Annotated in this window: 13 protein-coding genes; 10 read left to right on the top strand and 3 right to left on the bottom strand. The window is 58.9% G+C overall.

Annotated elements, in window-relative coordinates:
- The first annotated feature begins 10 nt into the window (after positions 1 to 10).
- Positions 11 to 2479: a hypothetical protein gene (locus ACILSE_RS00980; protein WP_395715467.1), complete on the top strand. Its 2469-nt coding sequence runs from the start codon at positions 11 to 13 to the stop codon at positions 2477 to 2479.
- Positions 2480 to 2631: 152 nt separating this feature from the next.
- On the opposite strand, the gene ACILSE_RS00985 is transcribed toward ACILSE_RS00980, so the two are convergent.
- From ACILSE_RS00985 to ACILSE_RS00995, 3 genes are all read right to left on the bottom strand, one after another.
- The gene (locus tag ACILSE_RS00985; protein WP_395715468.1) at positions 2632 to 3789 is read right to left on the bottom strand and encodes a prenyltransferase/squalene oxidase repeat-containing protein; all 1158 of its coding nucleotides are present in this window, start codon (positions 3787 to 3789) and stop codon (positions 2632 to 2634) included.
- A 115-nt stretch (positions 3790 to 3904) separates the two neighbouring features.
- On the bottom strand, positions 3905 to 4639 hold the full coding sequence (locus ACILSE_RS00990) for a YdjY domain-containing protein (RefSeq protein ID WP_395715469.1): 735 nt from the start codon (positions 4637 to 4639) through the stop codon (positions 3905 to 3907).
- 52 nt (positions 4640 to 4691) lie between these two features.
- A complete protein-coding gene (locus ACILSE_RS00995; RefSeq protein ID WP_395715470.1) occupies positions 4692 to 5807 on the bottom strand; it encodes a sugar ABC transporter substrate-binding protein in 1116 nt (371 codons plus the stop codon).
- 135 nt (positions 5808 to 5942) lie between these two features.
- Here ACILSE_RS00995 and ACILSE_RS01000 point away from each other — a divergent pair, with 135 nt between their 5' ends.
- The 9 genes from ACILSE_RS01000 (at position 5943) to ACILSE_RS01040 (ending at position 17381) form a co-directional block, all read left to right on the top strand.
- Positions 5943 to 6899 carry a UDP-glucuronic acid decarboxylase family protein gene (locus tag ACILSE_RS01000; RefSeq protein WP_395715471.1) on the top strand — a complete coding sequence of 319 codons (957 nt, stop codon included), beginning with the start codon at positions 5943 to 5945 and terminating at the stop codon, positions 6897 to 6899.
- Positions 6900 to 6957: 58 nt separating this feature from the next.
- Positions 6958 to 7587, top strand: coding sequence for an Amuc_1102 family pilus-like protein (locus tag ACILSE_RS01005; RefSeq protein WP_395715472.1), 630 nt, complete (start codon positions 6958 to 6960; stop codon positions 7585 to 7587).
- Between the two features lie 50 nt (positions 7588 to 7637).
- Positions 7638 to 9374, top strand: a complete 1737-nt coding sequence (locus ACILSE_RS01010; protein ID WP_395715473.1) for an Amuc_1101 family PilM-like pilus complex protein — start codon at positions 7638 to 7640, stop codon at positions 9372 to 9374.
- Between the two features lie 5 nt (positions 9375 to 9379).
- Positions 9380 to 10366: an Amuc_1100 family pilus-like protein gene (locus ACILSE_RS01015; RefSeq protein WP_395715474.1), complete on the top strand. Its 987-nt coding sequence runs from the start codon at positions 9380 to 9382 to the stop codon at positions 10364 to 10366.
- Positions 10367 to 10411: 45 nt separating this feature from the next.
- Complete coding sequence (locus tag ACILSE_RS01020) at positions 10412 to 11410, top strand: Amuc_1099 family pilus-like system protein (RefSeq protein ID WP_395715475.1); 999 nt, start codon at positions 10412 to 10414, stop codon at positions 11408 to 11410.
- A 105-nt stretch (positions 11411 to 11515) separates the two neighbouring features.
- Positions 11516 to 14116, top strand: coding sequence for an Amuc_1098 family type IV pilus outer membrane protein (locus ACILSE_RS01025; RefSeq protein ID WP_395715476.1), 2601 nt, complete (start codon positions 11516 to 11518; stop codon positions 14114 to 14116).
- A 102-nt stretch (positions 14117 to 14218) separates the two neighbouring features.
- Positions 14219 to 14818 carry a dephospho-CoA kinase gene (gene coaE, locus ACILSE_RS01030; protein WP_395715477.1) on the top strand — a complete coding sequence of 200 codons (600 nt, stop codon included), beginning with the start codon at positions 14219 to 14221 and terminating at the stop codon, positions 14816 to 14818.
- On the top strand, positions 14815 to 16257 hold the full coding sequence (rho, locus tag ACILSE_RS01035; protein WP_395715478.1) for a transcription termination factor Rho: 1443 nt from the start codon (positions 14815 to 14817) through the stop codon (positions 16255 to 16257). Before coaE ends, rho begins: the two co-directional genes overlap by 4 nt.
- The gene (locus ACILSE_RS01040; protein WP_395715479.1) at positions 16254 to 17381 is read left to right on the top strand and encodes a ribonuclease D; all 1128 of its coding nucleotides are present in this window, start codon (positions 16254 to 16256) and stop codon (positions 17379 to 17381) included. The genes rho and ACILSE_RS01040 overlap by 4 nt, the downstream gene beginning before the upstream one ends.
- Positions 17382 to 17386: the final 5 nt, after the last annotated feature.

Genomic DNA, 17386 nt, shown 5'->3' on the forward strand with positions numbered 1-17386 from the left:
ATCCGCGCCGATGTCGTCCACGGTTTTGAGACTGCACAGCGCTGAAGGCCTGCATGAGCTGGCCTGTCCGCCCGACGCTTGCATCGCACTAGGCGGTGCGCCGGAGTGTGACATCGTGCTGGATGGCGCGGCGATTTTGCCGAGACACTGTGTGCTGCGGCGGGTGGGGGAGACTCGGTTTCGCATCCAGCGCGCGGCCCAGGCGGCTTGGTTCACGGTGAACGGGGTTTACGGGCTCGATTTGGAGGTCGAGACGCCGTTCCGCTTCGGCATTGGGGCGGAGGAGATCACCTTCAGCCTCGTGGCGGAGGGCGAGGAGCCACCTGTGCTGGATGAGAAAGAGAAACCGGAAGCCGAGCCTGCCGCAGGAGTCGTGTGTGAAGAGCCGGCTTTCGAGGCGGCAAACGCCGTGCGTGCGAATCGCCGCGATTATCTCCTGCAACCCACGGCCGTGCGTCTGCGCGCTGGCGAGAGGGTGGGGGAGGTGGTTCTGGATGCTGATGAAAGCAGGCGGGAGTGTCCGCGCATCGAGGTCGAGGCGACGCAGGAGGCTATTGAAGCCGCGTCGTTGAGCGAAATGAAAACGGGAGTGCCGAAAGCGAAGGCCGAGGCGGAGGAGTCGTCCTCGGCGCTGGTGTTTGCGGGCCTGTTGATCTGCGGATTGATGATCGGCGGGATTTTTTACTGGCAGGATTATCTGGATGGCATGCCGATTGCATCCGCACCGTCCGCCGTCGTGGCACCGCAGGATTTCCAAACACGGGAATGGTCCGCGGCTGAGATGATCGAGGCTGCTGCTGATTTGCGGCAGGCAGGCATGCCGATGCTGGCGGCGCACTTTCTCATGCCGCTGGCGGAGGAGGGAAATGTGACGGCGATGCGCGAGCTGGCCTTGTCCTTCCTGGCCTCGGGTGAGTTGGGCGAGGAGGCGGTTTTTCTTCTGCGCGGCGCGGCGGAGGGAGGATCGCGCGAGGCGCTGGCCGAGCTGGTGCAGGCGGTGGAAAATCCGCTGAACATGGGGCGCTACAACGCGGAGTCGTTCCAGCATCTCGAATTCGCCGCGAAACTCGGTGAGGCGAGCGCATGGATGCCGCTGGGGGAACGCTTTGAGCAAGGGCACGGCGCGGAAAAAGACCTCGATCTCGCGCTGGCGGCCTACGAGAAGGCGAGGGCGGCTGGAGAGCGCCGCGCGACGGTGAAACTGGCTGCGAGACAGGAGGCGCTGGAGTGTGTGGCGGGTTTCGTGCGCTCGTGGAACGAGGTTTCCGTGGCGACGCTGCTGGATCACGTCTCGGTGCGTCCGAAACGTTATTTCACGCAGGAGAAGCCGGCGATGGAGGCGCTGCTGCGCACCGAGGAGCAGATGCGCGCGCTGTGGCCGCTGCGGCGCATCAGCGTGAGTGATGGAGCCAAGACAAAACTGGCCAGTTTCGAACACATCGAGGTGGCGCAGCCGTTTCAGTTCGAGCTGCAACGCGGCGAGCGCATAGCACGCGGCGCGGGCGTGCTGACGTGCGAGGTGGAGCGCGAGGAGGCGGGCTGGCGCGTGGTGAGAGCGTGCGATGAGGTTGAGATCAAGGAGCTGCTGCCTTCGGGCGGCCATTTTGTGAGCGCGGAGTCGCTGAGAGAGTTGAAACCGGCGTTTACGAAGGCGGAGCAGGTGGAGGAGACACGGCTGGAGATTCTCGAAAAGATGCGAGGCCTGGATGAGACGCAGGATTTCAAGCCGCTGCTGTCGCTGATCCTGAACACCGCGATGACGTTCCCGCAGGAGGAGTTCTGGCGGCCGTTCGCGGACAAGCTGTGCGACCGCATGGCACGCGAGTTTTTCAATCAGGGGCGGTGGCTGGACGCGGCGTGGTCCGCGCCGGTGCATCAGCTCGCGGAGCTGGGTTCTGTCTCCGCCATGCTGCTGGAAGGGCATCTGTTGATGGCGGGTTACGGCTACTCGCGGGATGAGAAGCGCGGCCTGGCGCTGTATGCGAAGGCGTTCGAGGCCGGGAAGCGGCGCGACGCGCGGTTTTATTATGCGGAGGCGTTGTTTCAGGGGCGCGGCGCGCCGCAGGACTTTGAAAAGGCGGGCGCGCTGGCGCTTTCCTTCATGGCGCGGTCAAAACATCCGCTGGAGGCATATCTGGGCGCGCATCTGCTGTGGCGGAAGGCGGAGGCGGATCCTTCGCTCTGGCAGGACGTGTATGACACGCTCTCCCGCGTGGCGGACAAGCATCCGCCCGCGAAGCACCTGGCCGCGATGGCGCTCCTGAACCACGGCAACACGACTCGCGAGCGCAAAACGGGCTTCACCGCGCTCAAGGCCGCCGCCGAGGCCGGCGTGCCGGAGGCGATGAAAAACCTGTCAAAGTGCTACCAGGACGGCACCGGCTGCGAGAAGGATTTTCATCAGGCGACGCTGTGGAAGCAGAAGGCGCTGGTGACGGAGGCTCCGAAGCGGAGGCACTACTCGGAGTTTGCGGAGTGAGTCGTGTTTCCATCCCATAGATGGAAAAACTCAAAACTGTGAATGGGGCAGAGTGGCGAATGGCCGGCGTCTTGTCTGCCCATTTTCATTTCCTGGGGCTGCGGACGAGGGCGTCCGCGCTCCTGAGCCGGCTGAAGCCGGGACTACAATGCTCAGAGGGTCTGATGAATCCGCCCCAGGGCCATCAGGATGTAGCTGGTGGTGAGGACGGGGTCGCTTTCCATCCAGCGGCCTTCGGAGTTGGCCCAGGAGCCGTCGCCTTTTTGAAGGTTGAGGAGCTTTTGCGTGATGTCGGCACGCCAGTCGATGAGCTTGCCGTCCTTGGTCTTGATGAAGTCGATCTTCGCGATGCTGAGGGCCTTGCTGAGGGTGTGGTAGTAGTAGTAGAGGCCCTGGGCACCGAGGCCGGGGTTTTCGTCGGCGCTGTAGTTCGCACTGATCCATTCGATGACGGCTTTGACGCGGGGGTCGTTTTTGTCGAGGCCGGCGTAGATGAAGCTGAGGAGGCCGGCGTAGCTGATGCTGCCGTAGCTGCGGAGGGAGATGGTGCCGTCGGGGTTTTCGACCTTGGCACCGCGGGTTTCGGTGGGGTTGTAGATGAAGCCGCCGGCGTCTTTGGGGTCTTTGCTGACCCAGCTTGACTTGTTGCTCTCAGGGCGGTTCTGGCAGCGCTGGATGAAGTCGATGGCAGCACCGAAGTTGAGCTGGGGCTCGCCTTTGGCGGCGTCGCCTTTATCAGCGAGGAGGGATTGGGCGTAGTAGAGGGCTTCGAGGGCGAAGGTGGTGTTCGAGAGGTCGGCGTGGGTGGCTTTTTCCTCGCCGTAGCCGATGCCGCCATCGGTGGGATTGTCGTTCTTGCCTTTTTCGTCGAGGTCGAGCTGGCGAGTAACGAGGTAGCGCCGTGCCTTGAGCATGACCTCCTCGTTTTCAGGCTTGTTGTTCAAAAGCAGCGCGGTGAGGGCGATGGCGGTGTTGTAGGTGGCGCGTGCCTTGATGGTGATGGAACCGTCGGGCTTGGCGTTGCTGATGAGGTAGCGGGTGGCTTTTTCGACTTCGGCAGGGACGGGACCAGCGGGCTTGCGACCGGGATCGAGCATGAATGCGGTCATGGCCAAGCCGGTAATGGCCACGGGCTCGGCCTCGCCCCACTGGCCGCTTTGCGGATTTTGCTTGGAGCGGAGGAAGTTGAGGCCGCGCTCGACGCTGAGGCGGACTTCCTGCTTGAGGGACTCGTTGCGTGGCGCCTGGGTGGCGGCCTGACCGAATGCGGAGACGGTGCCAAGAATGAGGAGGAAGGCCGGGTTTTTCATAATAGAGGAACAGGAGGCCAGAAGCTGGCGGCGTCAACGATCAAGAAGTCAAGGTGGCCGAGGCCGGACGATTCTTGACCATGCCTTGACTGGCTTGACCACTTCTTGACCAGCGCTACTTCGCGGGCGTGATGATGAGCGTCACTTTCGTCTCCTCCGCCGGAATGTTGTCCGGCATGCTGATCCAGAGGTCGTCGCGGTGGTTGCCTTTGGCGGGGGAGTTGATGATGGCGGTGCGGTCCACATAGGTGGAGATGATGCAGCCGGTGATTTCGGCGGCGAAGCCATCCGAGTCGATGCGGGAGCCGTTGAAGATCCAGGTGTCGAGATCAGGCGGGGTTTTGCGGGTTTCGCTGTTCTGGATGAAGTCGGAGAGCGGGACGTTTTTGGTTTTGTCACCCTCTTTCCACTCGCAGCGGATGTGGAGTCGGTTGGCGCCGGGTTTTACGGGTTCCGTGTCCTTGTCCTGGTAGGGGCGCTCTTGTGTGGGATCGAGTTTTTCGAGGATGCCGAGGGTGGCGGGCTGGTAATTGGCTAGGAGGAGGGCGAGCTGGACCTGGATGGGCTTCACCGCGGTCTGGAGGATGGTCTCGTGGACTTTTTCACCCGCTTCATGGCAAAGGGCGTACTCGAGGGGGAGCTTCTGATGCAGGATGCTGCACGGAATGCGCAGCTCACGTGTGGCGGCGGTGATCTGGATGCCGTTGAGGTCGTAAACACCGGGCGCGGTTTCTTTGAGCAGTTTTTTGGCGTCTTCGAGCTGGGCTTTCGCGTCCATTTTTGGCGTGCTGCTGTCCTGCGCGGTCAAAGACGCGATGATGACGAGGTAGGTGAAGAATAAGAGACGCATGGCGGGCGGGATGAGAACGCCGGAAGAGCGAAGTGTCTTGGGGCGCAAGTTTTTACAGCGCGGGCAGCTTGTAGGTGCCGGTGCGGAAAGATTCGTCGGCGTTTTTGGGAACGATGACGACCGGTTGGATTTCGTATGAGGGCCGGGGCTTGAAGGTTTTGTCGGAACGCATCTTGAGGACGATCTGCAAGGCGAGATCAACCAGCGCAGGCTGGACGATGGTGGCGTCGAGTTCGCCACGCTGCACAAGTTCGACGCCGCGTTTCTGGCCTGAGAGGCCGTCGGTGCCGACGATGAGGATGTTCTCGCGCTGTCCGGCGCTTTCGGCGGCCTTGGCGGCACCCATGGCGATGGCGTCGTTGTGGGCGTAGATAACGTCGAAATTTTTCTGGAGGCGGAAAGCTTCAGTGGTGCGTTCCGCGGCCTTTTCTGCATTCCACTCCGCAGGGCTGTCATGAACGATGATGACGCCAGGACTGGCTTGAAGGGCCTCGCTGAAACCGGCGGCGATCTCGTCGCTGGTGTGATGCCCCTCCGCGCCGCGCAGTTGCAGGACACGTCCGGTGACCTCGGGGGCTCCCTCCTCGGCGGCTTTGCGCTTGAGTGCCTCGATAACGGTCTGGCCAGCGAGGCGGCCGACGAGGCGCTGCTCGCAGAAGACGATGCTGGCGCAGCCTTCGTTGAGCATCCGTTTGTCGAGTCCGATCACCGGGATGCCCGCGGTGCCAGCCTCGACAATCAAGGCTGCGAGCGCCGGTGGATCTATCGGGGACACAAAAATCGCGACGGGTTTCGCAGCGATGGCCTGGCGGAACTGCTCCATTTGTTTGGCGGCATCGTCGGCGGCGTCCTGTGTGGTGAGCCTGTAGCCTGCCTGCCGGCCGACGAGGGTGGTAAGGCCGTTGCGCTGAAATTCCTGCATGGCGATGCGTGTGTCCGGCAGCAGCAGCACGATCTCGACACGCTCATCTTTTGCAGCGAGTCCGGTGGCGTCCAGCAAGGCGGCAGGAGGAGGTATTGAGCTGCCGGGTGGTTTGGCTGTGTTTTGCTGGTTTTTCTTTTCCAGTTCGATCACCTGCTGCTCAACATTAGTTTCTCCCGCAGGCTTGCAGGCGGTGAGAGTGAGGCAGAGAGGAACCAGGATTGCGAGTAAGCGGCTGTCAGACATGAGGACATTAATCTAGCCCAGAACACAAAGTCTGCACAAGTCTGTGCTGCCTGAGAAAAGGGCCGTCGAGTCTTTCGCTTGCAGATTAGCGGCTTTGCCCCAGACTCCGCGCCTTCTTCCCGCCACACCATTCGCATGAGCCACAAAAAAAAGACCGCTGTCGTCACCGGAGCCGCCGGATTTCTCGGTTCCCATCTCACTGACCGTTTGCTCAAGGAGGGCTACCAAGTCATCGGCATGGACAATCTCCTCACCGGCAGCGTTCATAACATCGAGCACCTGGCGGGCAAGGGGAGCTTCAAGTTTATCCATCAGGACGTCACGGAGTACATTTACCTCCCGGGGGATGTGCATCTGGTGTTTCATTTCGCGTCACCTGCGAGTCCGATTGATTATCTCAAGCTGCCGATCGAAACGCTGAAGGTGGGATCCATCGGCACGCATCACGCCCTCGGATTGGCGAAGGCAAAAGGGGCCACGTTTGTACTGGCATCAACATCCGAAACTTATGGCGACCCGTTGGAGCACCCGCAGAAGGAAACTTACTGGGGCAATGTGAACCCCATTGGTGTGCGCGGCGTGTATGACGAGGCGAAGCGTTTCGCGGAGGCGATGGTGATGGCCTACCATCGCTTTCACAACATGGACACGAAGATCGTGCGCATTTTCAACACCTACGGCCCGCGCATGCGTCTGGAGGATGGGCGCGTCGTGCCGGCTTTCATCGGCCAGGCATTGAATGGCGAGCCGTTGACCGTGTTCGGTGAGGGCCAGCAGACGCGGAGCTTCTGTTTCGTATCCGACCTGATCGACGGCATCTACCGCCTCTCCCAAAGCGACTACCATGAGCCGGTGAACATCGGTAATCCGACGGAGATGACAGTCATGGATTTCGCAAAGGCCATCCTGCGTATCACCGGCAGCAAATCGGAGATCGTTCACCGCGAACTTCCGGCCGACGATCCCAAGGTTCGGCAGCCGGACATCACGCTCGCCAAAAAACTGCTCGGATGGGAGCCACAGGTGTCGTTTGAGGAGGGAATTACACGGACTGTAGATTATTTTCGCGAATTTCTGAGAATCACTGCTTGATGCGCAGGGTGTTTTGCTGATAAAACGCTAAAATTCCAAGAACAACCAAGACGCCTTCATGAAACTCCCTGCTTTCAGTTTTGCCTTCCTGTTCGCCGCCACAATGCTGCATGCCCAAGCTCCTGCCGGTGATGGCAAGGCGCGTATCATTGTTGACATCAAAAGAGTCGAGGTGAAGGAGCAGCAGACGCCCCAATTCGCCGTCGGCAACATCAATGATAAGCGCTGGCGTCCGAAAAACTGGATTGAGGTCGATGTGGAGTTCGACATCAAATTGCCTCCGGAGGCCGGCGGCAGGGACGGAACCTTCCCCGCCATGCAGATGAACATCTACCTGGCGCTCCAGCACATGACCAAGGACGGCAAACGTGAGGTGCTTCAGGGAACGCTGGATTTGATCAACATTCCTGCGGACGGCCCCTGCCATGCTCTGGCCTACGTCTCGCCAGCCACCATGAAGAACATCTTCCAAAAAAACACGGTGACCGCCAGCACTGACGTTCAGGGCTGGGGAGTCGAGGTGATGATCGATGGCGAGCGTCGCGCTCAAGCGGCCAGCATCGGTAGAGACCCTTGGTGGGAGAAACAGGAGAATTTTGCGATCATGTCCGGGATGGTGCTGAGCAAGTCCAAGACTCCTTTTGCTCCTTTGTGGGGCGACTACGACGTGCAGGTGCAGCCGAAGTAAGCGAAGCTACCCGGCATTCTTTTTTCCGCCAAACCCATACCCAGCCCAGCATGGCAGACCCAACAAGCATCGCAGTGATCAACCTCGGCTCCCAACGTGTCGGAGGAGCAGTCTTTGGCAGGACCTCGGGTGGTGATCTGATCCTCAAGCGATATGATTTTGTGGAGATGGATGGCGATCCTTCCGTGGATGTGAGCCGTCTTCCTCAATTAAAGGTGGCGTTAGGAGAACTGGTCTCCAAGCTGCGGCTCAAGGGGCAGAAGACTTGGTGCGCTGTTCCTGGACACCCCGTTTTCAGCCGTTTCGTGAAGCTGCCTCCCGTCCAAGGGGACAAGCTGGCTCAGATCGTGGAATTCGAGGCCCGGCAGAATGTGCCTTGGCAGCTTGATGAGGTTTCCTGGGATTACGAGGTCGTCAACAAGTCTGACTTGGGCGAGGTGGAAGTTGTCCTCGCCGCCATGAAGTGCGAGCCGCTCAACGAGATGTATGAAGAGGTGGCCGCCAGCGGCATCAAGGTCGCTGGAATGGATGTGGGGCCGCTGGCCTTGTACAATGCGTTCCGTTACAGCTATCCCGATGTTGATGAGCCCGCGCTGGTCGTTGATTTGGGGGCTCGATCCACGAACCTGATCTTCGTCGATGGCGAACGCTTCTTTACGCGCAATTTGCTTGTGGGCGGCGCTGCCGTGACCAATGCGATTGCCAAAGAATTTGGCGTTCCTTTTGCCGAGGCTGAACGGCAGAAATGCTCCCAAGGTTTTGTGGCGCTGGGCGGTGCCGTGGAGGATCATCCCGACGAGGGGGTGAACGCCATGTCCAAGGTCATGCGCAATTCGATGACTCGGCTGCACTCCGAGATCATGCGCACAATCACATTTTACCGGAGCCAGCAGGGTGGGGCTGCCCCTAAACGTGTGTTTCTCGCCGGCGGCGGATCGTCGGCCGGTTATATTGCCGAGTTTTTCTCTGAAAAACTCAAGCTTCCTGTCGAACTTTTCAACGGTCTTCGTGGTGTCCAGCCTGATCGCTCAGTCAATGCCGAGGCGGCAAAAATTGACGCCCCTTCCTTGGGTGAGCTTGCGGGCCTGGCCTTGCATGGCATGGGCAGTTGTCCTTGTGAGATTGAACTCGTTCCTAATGCGCTGGCGGCCTCCCGAGACGCGGCGCGTCGCGCGCCCTCGCTCATCCTTGCCGGTCTTTGCATCGTGGCCATGTTGGCCGCCTCCATTTTCTGGTTCAAAAGCGCGAATGCTTCCATTCAGGATCGCGTCGCTGCGATGCAGGCGGATCAGGCGCGTCTGTCCAACCTTGCTGGCGAGATTGGCAAATTGGAATACCGGCAGGAGGAATTGCGTGCTCGCAGTTCCCAGCTTGAGCTGGCGGTGACTGACCGATCCTGGTGGGCGCGGATTCTCAACAGCATCAACCAACAGTTCGATAACGATCTTATCTGGCTGACGGTCATTGAAGTGCTGAAGGACGGCAAGCCCATCACCGCGCCGCTTTGGGGGGGCGCCGAGGATAAGTCCAAATCGGATGCCAAGGCGTCGGCAACACCGGTTTATGCGCTGCGCATGCAGGGATTGTATCGTGGCAATTCCGAAGGCGAGCAGAAGGTCGTTTATGACTTCGCCGCCAAGCTTGCCAAGATGGAAGACTTCGTCACCAAAGACTTCGAAGCCAAGCGCGACGATTACGTCAAGGTGGACACGGGCGTCGAGGAAGACCGCTACGCCTATCGTTTCGAGATTAAAATGCCCCTCAGCAAGCCTCTGCAATTCAAATAACAATCATGGACTGGATTCGTGAAAATAAACCCGTAGCTGCCATTCTCGGCGTGATCCTCGCGGCCACTCTGGGCTTGGGATACCTCCTCTTCGATGCGTGGAGCGGTTACACGGAAAGCAAGGAGTCGTATCTCGGCCTCGGCAGCCAGATCGCAGGCTTGAAAAGCTCCCGCCTCGCTCCGACAGAGGACAATCTCAAAGCCAAGAAAGCCTTGGTGGATGAGTACGGTTCCTTGGTAAATCAACTCGGCGGCGCATTGGTCATTTTGCAGCCTCCTGTGCAGCCGACCAAAGACATCGAGTTCCAAGCCAAGCTCAAGACCAAGATCGCTGAGGCGCGCAAAGCGGCCGGGCTCTCCAAAATGAGCTTGCCGGCAGATTTCGCCTTCGGTTTTGACGATTACACAGCCGGCTTGCCCAAATCAGCTGAAGCTGCCACCGAACTCTCCAGCTTTCTGGATGCCGTGGACGAACTTGTTCGTCTGTGCATGAAATGCGGAGTCGAGTCTGTTGACTTGTTAGAACGTTCGAAGCTTCCTCAGGAGCTCGATCAAGCTGCAAATGCAGCGCAACGTGGTGCTGCGGCCCCGGCGATCTTGGAAAAACGGCAGATATCCCTCATTCTAACATTGGACCAAGGACCTTTGCAGCTTCTCATCAGCCGCCTTGCCAATCCCTCGGACATGCCGTTCTTCACCAGCCTGCGGCTCCTGCGTATTGAGAATGAAAGGCAGGACGGCCCCCTTCGTGCTGAAGTGAAGCTGCCAGATGCCCCCTCTGCGCCTGCAGGCGGCGACGCGGCAGCCGCACCTGTATCTCCTGATCAGGACAAGGCCGCTTCGGATGACATCAAACCACCGCCTCCAGCACCGGTGGATTCGGTTCCCGTGATCGGCAAAGAGCGGCTGAAGGTCAGGATGGAGCTTGACCTTGTGAAGTTTCTTGATGCCGCCAAGGGCAACGCTCCCGCTTCAGCTCAAACTCCCCGCTGATTACATTCCCGCACTTCTGATATCGCCAGTCTTTCCACGCACACCATGCAAAACAGCCAGGGAAACTACGAAAAAGTCATTCTGACACTCTCCGCGCTTCTCGCCATAGGCGTGGCGGTGTGGCTGGTACTCGAATCGCAAGGGTTCGAAGACAGTCTTGCTTTGGCGCAACCTAGCGCGCAAAGCGGCATGAATCCTCCTGACAAACAGAAGGTCACCGAGGCCACCGAGACCATCCGCAAAAAGTACGCATGGACATCTCCCGCTCGAAACGGCAAGGCCGTTCCTCTGAACAAGTCAGTGCTGTTGGTGATGAAGGAAGGCCAGTTGTTCGACCTCCTGCTTCCGGAGCCGAAGTTTCGCGAGCCGATGACAAACATTTTCCTGACCGGCGACCTGTCGAAAAGTCCGCCTGAATCGCAGTTGCCGGACATTTTCTCCCCGAACGTGGGTGATCTGGACGCTGACGGCGATGGCTTTTCCAATCTGGAAGAATTCAATGCCAAGACCGATCCACGCGACGCGTCAAAGATGCCGCCGCTGACCAACAAGCTCTTCCTGCGCCAGCGCATCAGTCATGATTACATCATGAAACTGGTCAGCGGTGATGGAGCCACGTTCCAAATTCAGCGTCTGAAGCCTGAGCCGAAGGCAAGCAAGTTCGTCGCCATGAACGAGGAGTTTGGCTTCGAGAAGGGCGTCACGCGCTTCAAGCTGCTCTCTGCTAAAAAAGAGACGATCCAGCATCCGACACTCGGCCCCATGGATGCATCAATCGTAAAAGTTCTCGACCTCTCGACCAAGAAGGAGTTTGAGCTTGTGCAGGGTAAAGAAATCAACCTCGCCGAATACGAAGCCGAACTGGAATTCCTCTGGAAAAAGCGCCAGACGATTCCTGGTGTCAGGGGAGGAAAAACCTTCCAACTTCCTGGCTTGGGTGTGACCTACCACATTTTAAAACTGGAAGAAACCAAGGCGGTGATCTCGCCAAACGGCAAGGATGGAAAGCCAACTCCTGAAACAGTCGAAATTCTGCAACGCTGAATCCCCCTTTCTTTTTTCTAACTTCGAGAAAAAAATCTCGCCAAGGTTCCCACCTCTCTGCTAAAAATCCTTCTTCACCTCAAAAATACGCTGCTCGTCCGCCTTATGACCCACTCCTCCCGTCTGGTGCTCAACCTTTCCATTGCCGCCTTGACCACGATTTCCCCCAAAATCATGGCTCAAAGCTCGATTTCTGGAATGGCCAATCGTGAAATCGCACGCCGCTATGCCCGCATCGAGGATGCCCGAACCGCCATGGATCGCGGCGACAAGCTCTTCAGCGAAGGTGATTACGAAGGCGCCCTTGGTTCCTACAAGGCCGCGATTGATGCGCTCCCTTCCGCTCCGCTTACCCAAGACTGGCTTGAACTGGCAAAGCTGAAGCACGCCGACTGCAGCGTCGTCGTCGCACGTGAGAAGGCCCGAGTGGGAAATTACGAAGAGGCCAGGCAATTGCTCGAAGGTGCCATTGCCTCCATACCCGGCCATAAGGACGCCCTCGCCTTCCAGAAGCAGCTCGACGATCCGGACCGTTGGCCTCCAGCCTTGACTGCCAAACATGTTGAAAATGTCGGCAAGGTTCAGAAAGGCCTCCTCCTTGCCAATAGTTCGGTCGAACTCGGCAATTACGACAATGCCATCACCCAGTATCAGGACGTGCTCCGCACCGACCCCTACAACAGCGCGGCCCGGCGTGGTATGGAGAATGCCGAGCGCAAGCGCATGGAATACTTCCGCGCTGCTTATGACCATCAGCGCGCAAAGATGCTCGCCGCAGTGGACGAGTCATGGGAGGACAAGGTTCCGGTTCAGGGAAGCGCGGTCGCCTTCGATTATGGGATTGGCCGCAGTCCTGGTGCCTACCTCACTGAGAAGATGAACAAGATCATCTTCCCAACCGTGTCCTTCCAAGGAGCCACGATTGAGGAAGCCATTGAATATCTTCGCGTGAAGAGCCGTGACCTTGATACATTCACCGATGCCTCAGGAGTCAAAGGGGTGAACATCATCCTTCGCACCGGTGATGCCCCGAGCAATGCCTCCATCAGCCTGGACCTCAAGGATGTGCCGATGTCCGAGGCGCTTCGGTACGTGACCGAGCTTGCGCAGATGAAGTTCAAGGTTGAGGCGCATGCCGTGCTCGTCGTCCCTCTGTCCGAGGATGCCAGCCAGCAATACACCCGCACCTATCGCGTGCCGCCGGATTTCCTGAGTATTGGTGGCGGTGACCCAGGTGCAGGCGCGGCTCCAGCCGCTCCAGCGGATCCTTTTGCGGCTGGTGGTGGTGGCGCCGCTCCAGCGGGTGGGTTGATTGCTAGAAAATCTGCCAAGCAAATTCTTGAAGCGCAGGGCATCACCTTCCCAGACGGTTCCTCGGCAAGCTTCAACCCCGCCACCTCTCAGTTGGTGGTGCGTAACACCCAGCCAAACTTGGACTTGGTCGAGGCCTTCGTGGACACAATCACCAAGAATGCTCCCAAGATGGTGGTCATCACATCCAAGTTTGTCGAAGTCACTCAGAAAAACACTGAGGAACTCGGATTTGACTGGCTTCTTGGGGGCGTTGGTTTCAATGGAAACAACGTATTTGCAGGTGGTGGCTCAAGCGGGAATGGCAACCCTTACAACTACCAAAACTATCCTTTTGGCGGTATTCAAACAATTCCCGCTGTCACCGCTGGTGGCCAAGTGGTTTTCCCGGCGCAAATTATCAACAACGCGCTTGCTGGGCCGAATGTCCAGGGTGTTACTCCTGGCGCTACTGGTGGCGGCGGCGGGCCGATTTCCTCAGGTTTGCGTTCCGGTAGTTTGGCTCTCAACAACAATAGCATTGATAACCTGCTCACGACCGGTTCTACCACGGGTGGTTCTACGGTGGCCCCTGGTATCTTCTCGGTGGCTGGCGTGTTCACCGATCCACAATTCCAGACGGTCATTCGCGGCCTGAGCCAGAAAAAAGGTGTGGACCTGATGAGCGCTCCCAGCGTGACCACGAAGAGTGGAACACGTGCCACGATGGAGGTCACCCGTGAATTCATCTACCCCACAGAATTTGATCCGCCGCAGCTTCCACAGGCTGGTGGTGGTGGTATCGGTGGTGGTGGTACTTCGGCCTTGATCGCCACTCCGACCACACCCACAGCGTTCGAGATGCGCCAGACCGGTGTGCGCTTGGAGGCAGAACCAACGGTTGGAGCGGATGGAAACACCATTGAACTTACCTTGGCGCCGGAAGTGGTCGAATTTGATGGTTTCATCAACTATGGTAGCCCTATCAACTCACCTGCTGGTTCGAATTTCCAAATTCTGACATTGGGTGCTGGTGGTCAGACCATTGTTCCTATTGTTAGCACGGAGCGTTTGCTTACCGCCAACATTATTAACCAGCCCATTTTCTCCGTCCGTAAAGTAACAACAGGCGTGTCGATCTGGGATGGCCAAACGGTCGGCCTTGGCGGCCTGATTCGTGAGGACGTGCAAGACGTTGAAGACAAAATTCCTGTTCTTGGCGATCTTCCGTTCGTCGGACGCCTCTTCAAGTCCGAGGCTGAGCAGCACTTCAAGCGGAACCTCATGATCTTCGTCACCGCTCACCTCATTGACCCCTCCGGTCAGCGAATCACGAAGGTCGGCGCTACTCCTGACGCTGCCGCTGGACCGGGCTCGGTGGGAACCTTGCTGCCGCCAGTGGCTCCTGGGAATTGATCCTAGCGGGTCGATTCTTGAACCTCATTTCAGGCAGGAATGGCGACATTCCTGCCTGATTCATTTGAGCCACCTTTCATTGTGGCTAACTGAGCACCCTTCATGAAATCATGGCTAATCACAGGCGGGCCAGGTTGTGGCAAAAGCCTGCTGCTCAGTTTTTTGCATGGGATTCTGCCCGCAGTCAGCCGGTTCTCCGCTGATTTGGAGGTTTCCGCGGCCTTGGAGCGCCAGGAGACGATCGAACTACTCGAAGAATGTCTCGGTTCCAATGTTCGTCTTGGGTCCGGTATGGTGAACCGTTCCTGGCTGCGTGACGTTGTCCTGCCGGACCCGATTCTGCGTGGACGGCTGGAGGCAGTCCTGCATCCCCCGGTGCTTCAAGCCCTCGAAGCGAGCCGGAAGCAGGCGCTTGCCTCCGGGGCAAATCTTTTCCTTGCGGAAGTCCCTCTGCACTATGAGATTGGTGCAACAGTTTCAGCAGATCTCGTCATCGTGGTGGCTTCCAGCCGGTCGGTGCAGATCCGGCGGATGATGGAAACCCGGGGACTCGACGAACAGACCGTTCACAAGTTCCTGGAGGCCCAATGGCCCATCGAAGCCAAGGTTGAAAGAGCGGACGCCGTCATTTGGAATGACGGCAGTCTGGCCTCTCTTGAAGCCCAGGTGCTGACGCTGGCAAGCCCGCTCTTGCAAGCATGAACGAAGAACTCCCCGACTCCTCCTCCGCGACTACTGCGGAGCCCGCCGCCAACTCGGACGGCTCCCCTTCTCAAGAACCGCTTCCTGCCCAGGACAATGGAGCCGCCTTGAACGGGCCTGCCGCTGACCCCAGACAAGAAGGTGCGCAGCCGCCTTTTCCACAGGAGGTTTCCATCAATGACCTTCAGGCGGCGTCCCTCACGGAAATACAGGAACTGGCTGACAAGGTTGGTTTCCGGCTCAATGCCAGCCGTTCCAAGCACCAGTTGATCTACGACCTGTGCTCCTGGCTGGCTGAGCATAAAACCCGTCTCAAGGTCGAGGGTGTGCTCGAGATTGGCGCTGATAATTTCGGCCTCATCCGATATCCGAAATACAGTTTCACTCCGCTGCCGGAGGATGTGTTTGTTCCCTTGTTCCTCGTCAGGAAATTCAACCTGCGCGCCAGCCAGAAAATCACCGGCTATGCCAAGGCGCCGAAGGACAAGGACAAATACATCGCGATTGACCGCATCACCGAGGTCGAGGGATTGCCGATTGAGCAATGGGAGTCCCCGGTCGAGTTCGACAAGTTGACGGCCACATTCCCCAATCAGCGCATCATTCTAGAAACACCCAAGCCCTGCGCTCTCAGCGCCCGCATTCTCGATCTCGTCGCTCCGCTTGGCAAAGGCCAGCGTGGTCTTATCTGCGCACCTCCCCGCTCTGGCAAGACGGTCATCCTCAAGGACATCGCCAAATCCATCGCCCAGAACCACAAGGAGATCACGCTCATCGTCCTCCTCCTCGACGAGCGCCCGGAGGAGGTCACTGATTTCGAGGAGACCGTCCACGGATGCGAGATTTACAGTTCCACCTTTGATGAAAGCCCGAAGCGTCACAGCCAGGTCGCCGAGATCGTCCGTGAGCGCGCCTGCCGCCTTGTTGAGCTAAAAAAAGACGTGGTCATATTGATCGACAGCATCACCAGGCTTGCCCGCGGCTACAATGCCAGTCTTAGCGGTGGCAAAAGCCAGGGCGGTGGTGGCGGATACGGCAGCGGCGGTCTGCATCCCAAAGCCCTGCAAAAACCCAAGAAGTTCTTCGGTGCCGCCCGTAATGTCGAGGAAGGCGGTAGCCTCACCATCATCGCCACAGCGCTCATCGAGACCGAAAGCCGCATGGATGAGGTCATCTTCGAGGAGTTCAAGGGCACCGGCAACATGGAGGCCACGCTCGACCGCGAAATCTCCGAGCGCCGGATCTTCCCCGCGCTGCATGTGCTGAAGTCCGGCACCCGTCGTGACGACTTGCTCTATCATCCCGACGAGTTCCGCCGCATCACCCAGGTGCGCAAACAGCTCGCCGCTGTTCCCGCTGTCGAGGCGCTTGAGTTGCTCATCCGCAACATCAACCGCACCAGCAACAACGCCGAAATCCTTCTGACCGGCCTGAAATGAACGAGGCTTCCCACCAGGCGGACCACGAGTTTATCGACACGCCGCAGCATCTCGACCAGTGGGTCAAACAAATGCGCCAATGGCTCTCGGAAAGCGCCGACAAGCGCTGCTGTCTCGACACCGAGGCCGACAGCCTGCATCACTACCACGAAAAGCTTTGCCTCCTGCAAGTCAACTGCGCCGGGCGCTTCGCTCTCGTCGATCCGCTCGCCATTGCGGATGTCTCGCCGCTGCTTGAGCTGCTCGACGCCCATGAGCTTTGGTTTCACGGTGCTGATTACGACCTCACCATGCTGCGCCGCGGCTACGGCTGGTCTCCCAAGGTCGTGCGCGACACGCAGATCGCCGCGCGCCTTCTCGGCGCACGCCAGTTCGGCCTCGCCGCGCTCGTGAAGAACAACTTCGACATCGAGCTCTGCAAGGCTTCCCAGAAAGCCGACTGGAGCCGGCGTCCGCTGCCGCACAACATGCTCTCCTACGCCGTCGATGACGTGCGCTACCTCCTCCCCCTGGCCGACAAATTCGTCGCGCAACTGCGTGAGAAGGGCAGGGAGGCCTGGTTCCATCAGAGCTGTCTCGCCTTGCAGGAGGATGTCGCCGCACGCGACAATGCCGCGCGCGAGGATCCGTGGCGCGTGCAGGGCTGCGGCCGTCTGCATCCGCGCGGCCTTGCCCTTCTCAAGGGCATGTGGGAGTGGCGTGAAGGCATCGCGAAAGAGCGTGACCTGCCGTGTTTCAAAATCATGTCCAACAAGCAGATGACCGCCTATGCCGAGCAGTTCGAGGCCGGACAGGCGCTGAATCCGCCGAATGGCTGGCGTCCGCGTTGGAAGAAGGAATTTCACGACATCATCGCCGCGGTCACCAATTCCGACCCTGCCTCATGGCCAGCACGTCCCAAAAAGACCAAGGGCCGCCTCAGCGATGCCCAGCGCGATCAGATCGACCAGCTCTGCGCCCATCGAGAAAAAGTCGCCCAAGGGCTCGAAATCGAGGCGTCCCTGCTCGGATCACGCGGCACCTTGGAGGAGCTGGTGGTCTCGGGGGATCCTGGGAATCATCTCATGCTCTGGCAGCACGAGCTGCTGGCGGACGGGTTGCGGCAGGTGCTTCAGGCGAAGTAACCATC

The sequence above is a fragment of the Prosthecobacter sp. genome (genome assembly GCF_044236155.1).
Taxonomy (GTDB): Bacteria; Verrucomicrobiota; Verrucomicrobiia; order Verrucomicrobiales; family Verrucomicrobiaceae; genus Prosthecobacter.

What these genes read in the sequence shown, in the direction of transcription:
- ACILSE_RS00985 (WP_395715468.1), bottom strand. Translation starts at nt 3,789, where the DNA reads ATGAAAAACCCGGCCTTCCTCCTCATTCTTGGCACCGTCTCCGCATTC.
- coaE (WP_395715477.1), top strand. Translation starts at nt 14,219, where the DNA reads ATGAAATCATGGCTAATCACAGGCGGGCCAGGTTGTGGCAAAAGCCTG.
- ACILSE_RS00995 (WP_395715470.1), bottom strand. Translation starts at nt 5,807, where the DNA reads ATGTCTGACAGCCGCTTACTCGCAATCCTGGTTCCTCTCTGCCTCACT.
- ACILSE_RS00980 (WP_395715467.1), top strand. Translation starts at nt 11, where the DNA reads ATGTCGTCCACGGTTTTGAGACTGCACAGCGCTGAAGGCCTGCATGAG.
- rho (WP_395715478.1), top strand. Translation starts at nt 14,815, where the DNA reads ATGAACGAAGAACTCCCCGACTCCTCCTCCGCGACTACTGCGGAGCCC.
- ACILSE_RS01005 (WP_395715472.1), top strand. Translation starts at nt 6,958, where the DNA reads ATGAAACTCCCTGCTTTCAGTTTTGCCTTCCTGTTCGCCGCCACAATG.
- ACILSE_RS00990 (WP_395715469.1), bottom strand. Translation starts at nt 4,639, where the DNA reads ATGCGTCTCTTATTCTTCACCTACCTCGTCATCATCGCGTCTTTGACC.
- ACILSE_RS01010 (WP_395715473.1), top strand. Translation starts at nt 7,638, where the DNA reads ATGGCAGACCCAACAAGCATCGCAGTGATCAACCTCGGCTCCCAACGT.
- ACILSE_RS01000 (WP_395715471.1), top strand. Translation starts at nt 5,943, where the DNA reads ATGAGCCACAAAAAAAAGACCGCTGTCGTCACCGGAGCCGCCGGATTT.
- ACILSE_RS01020 (WP_395715475.1), top strand. Translation starts at nt 10,412, where the DNA reads ATGCAAAACAGCCAGGGAAACTACGAAAAAGTCATTCTGACACTCTCC.
- ACILSE_RS01025 (WP_395715476.1), top strand. Translation starts at nt 11,516, where the DNA reads ATGACCCACTCCTCCCGTCTGGTGCTCAACCTTTCCATTGCCGCCTTG.
- ACILSE_RS01040 (WP_395715479.1), top strand. Translation starts at nt 16,254, where the DNA reads ATGAACGAGGCTTCCCACCAGGCGGACCACGAGTTTATCGACACGCCG.
- ACILSE_RS01015 (WP_395715474.1), top strand. Translation starts at nt 9,380, where the DNA reads ATGGACTGGATTCGTGAAAATAAACCCGTAGCTGCCATTCTCGGCGTG.